At 57.3% G+C, this 2943-nt stretch carries 3 protein-coding genes; 1 reads left to right on the top strand and 2 read right to left on the bottom strand.

The genetic code is table 11. From position 1 onward, the window contains the following. Positions 1–150: 150 nt before the first annotated feature. A complete protein-coding gene (locus FHX16_RS31325) occupies positions 151–1947 on the bottom strand; it encodes a hypothetical protein (protein ID WP_259132226.1) in 1797 nt (598 codons plus the stop codon). A 123-nt stretch (positions 1948–2070) separates the two neighbouring features. On the opposite strand from FHX16_RS31325, the gene FHX16_RS31320 reads away from it, so the two are divergent. Beyond that, complete coding sequence (locus FHX16_RS31320; protein WP_259132224.1) at positions 2071–2223, top strand: hypothetical protein; 153 nt, start codon at positions 2071–2073, stop codon at positions 2221–2223. Positions 2224–2622: 399 nt separating this feature from the next. On the opposite strand, the gene FHX16_RS31315 is transcribed toward FHX16_RS31320, so the two are convergent. Continuing rightward, the coding region (locus FHX16_RS31315) for a transposase (protein ID WP_259132222.1) at positions 2623–2943 on the bottom strand (321 nt) is incomplete at its 5' end.

Raw genomic sequence — 2943 nt, 5'->3', positions numbered from 1 at the left:
AATCAGGAGGAACGGCCGTAGGTCAGGTCGCGGACGATGTCGCTCGGCTGACCCAACCGTGCCTTGTAGACCTCATAGTTCTCAATCACCCGCTGCACATAGTTGCGGGTCTCGGGTTGTAAACCTCATAATTCGGCTTATGATCGGAGTTCACTCGTTCCGGCACACGCGCCAGCCCTTGCTCGTGCGACTGAGACGGTCGCTCCGGGAACATCCCAAAGGTTCCGGAGGGTCATGAGGTGCAACATCACCTCGCCGCATATCCCGACGATCGCGATATACGGTCTTCGCACTCCCGGCGAAGACGGCCCTTGCGCTATTCGCGCTCTCGATATCTCCGATTGACTGTACTTCTGCGCTGGCCACACATGCCTTCCTTTCCTCACGGGTAGCGGTCGGGTGCCATGATTCAGCGGGAACAGGGTTAGCGAACGGCCTGTTCAAGCACAGCTTTTCAGAGAACTTCATTCCTCGTCTCGCTATTACAAAAGCAGCAGCCTGGTCGACCGATAGGCCATAACGACGAGAAAACTTTAAGCGCCCAATCATGGTCGTTCGCGCGGGATCCACCCGGGTCAACGCAACCCCTGAGCGCGCGCAAGCTGAAGCGAGTGAGCGGTCAAACGAACCATAGGCGAAGGATGCAAGCATGGTTCGAAAGTGAGGGTCCCCCATCGCACGTGGCGACGCTTTAATGGCCGAAAAATCGAGATCCTCCTTGACCACGGAAATACCGAGCACCCGAGCGAGCTCGGCTATTCGAGCGCTAACCTTGCGGAGGGTGTCACGGTTTTGGGTAGCCGTTTTCGACCTGGTTGAACAGGAATAGGAGTAGGTCCGGATAAGATTGCCGGCTCGATCGACATGGGCGATTACGATTCTGTTCGCATTCCAATCGACGCCCAGCGAGCCCCTTGTCCAGTCGGGATCGCCGACCGACATTGAATGGCTAATCGTGACGGAAATTTTCCACGATTTCTGGTCGCGATGCAATCGAACGCTAATCGGGTAGCCACTAGCCAACGTTTGCTGGACAACCTGTTGTCCGTGATTGAAATGAAGCCCCCCGAGTTTGAGAACGAAAATGTCGCGACCTTTCGAAACGAAATGTTCGTCAGCGTGCGAGCCCAGCGGCTTTGGCAGTCGTATCTCGAGATTATAGCTGCCGCTGGTTCCAGGCGTCAGGCGGGCACACCTGTTTCCAGAAGGAGCACGGGCGTCTCCTTCGAAGAAGATGGTACTATCCCGTCGGCTCCGCCATTCCACCAACCAGTCGTCGTGCGTCGCGAACCGCGTTAGCTGCAGGAAGTGCTGCGATCCAAAGAGCTTGCGGGGTGCGAAACGCGCGATTGGTTTATCGCGCTCCCCTTCAGCGCGTTTTAGACGCCGCGCGATCTTTTGGACGCGTCGCTTGAGATCGTGCAGAGAACGAGCGAGATCGTTTAGGCGACGGAGGGAGGTCGCGCTTCGCTCTTTCAGGTGAAATGCGTCATTAATCGCATGCTTCAGCCGTTTTATCGAATGGGGTGGGGGCTTTGGCACTGTTTTGATGGTTCTATACAGCTCGGCCACCTTCAAGTTAGCAGCGGCAAACTTGATGCGAAGCGCCGCCAACGCGGCTTTGCTTTTTAACAGACGATCCTTCTTCGCTTGAAGCCGTATGCACTCGCGCCATAGCCGCCTGTTAAGGGCGGCGCGCTGCTCTCGTGCAACTGCTCGTGCCGAGGCAAGTCTTGCCTGCAGTTGTCGGTAGAGCATTGTTGTCAAGGCCGAGCCTAGACCGACTTCACGATGAAACGCTCGGGAAAGATCGCCTTTCCAAATGCGACCGGATTGGAGCCGGGCATAGAGTGTGCGCTCCGCCTTGCCGACGCAGGCGGCGTAAGCGTTCAATGCTTCAAATTGCGAATCTGTTAAACGGAGTCGGGTTTGAAAGGTTCGAAACAAGGTGCCTCTGGAAACGCTAATATCTAATATCGTCGACAAGCGCGCTTGATACTAAACGGCGATCTAGGGCCGAGATGCCCGCGAGGTAGGGAGAGGCAACCTAGTCCTTTCGGAGAAGGTGGAGTGCCCCACTGTATTGGGATGGGGCGCCAAAGCGTCATAGAAATCAACTTACCCTGCAATTTTATCGCGGATCAGCTATCGGTGGGTAACGGTGACGAGGCGATCAACGCCATGATGCTGGATATTCTCGCCGCCGTGGCGCGCAAGGATTAGGAGGACCGCCGCCGCCAAGACGAAGGCATAGCCGCCGCGAAAGCGCGCGGCGCTTATCGGGGACGTAAAGAGGACGTAAAACGCAACGCCGCGATCATCGACGGTCTGAAGCGTGGCCAATCTTGGCAAACAATCATGGATGGGACCGGCGCTGCTAGGGCGACGGTTGCGCGCCTGGCTCGGCGGCTTAAAGCGGAGAGCGCGGCATAATTGGCTTTCATTCGGAGGCAGCATGCACGATCGACGCGCAAGCCGACGTGAACGGAACTGCGGGTCGTGGTCCTCGCTGCGGCAGGGGGAGACCCTCTGGAAAGGCCGATTCAGCGTAAGCGCGATTTTCGATGCGCATTGACGGCTGCTGCACCGCTCGCCTCGCATCCGTACCGAGATCCGGCTCTGTTAGGCGGTGGATGTTTTCGAGAAGTTGATCGGTAGCAGGTCGCCGATGTCGGCGTCGTCGTCTCGCTGCGGCAACTCAGTGAGCGCGTGTCGTAGCCAGATCAGAGGGTCGACGCCACAGGCGCGGCATGTCAGCATGAGACTGTAGATCACGGCGCTGGCCTTGGCTCCGTCAGCAGTGTCGCTGAACAGCCACGATTTTCTTCCGGTCGCAAAAACCCTAATGTCGCGTTCCAGAATGTTGTTATCGATCGGCATCCTGCCGTCGCTGGTGTAACGCGTCAGGTAATCCCATTGGTTCAGGGTGTAGGACACAGCATC

Source organism: Rhizobium sp. BK661 (assembly GCF_024808825.1).
In the GTDB taxonomy this organism is placed as follows: domain Bacteria; phylum Pseudomonadota; class Alphaproteobacteria; order Rhizobiales; family Rhizobiaceae; genus Rhizobium.
The sequence above is the reverse complement of the archived record's forward strand: the minus strand, read 5'-3'. Positions and strand labels throughout refer to the sequence as shown.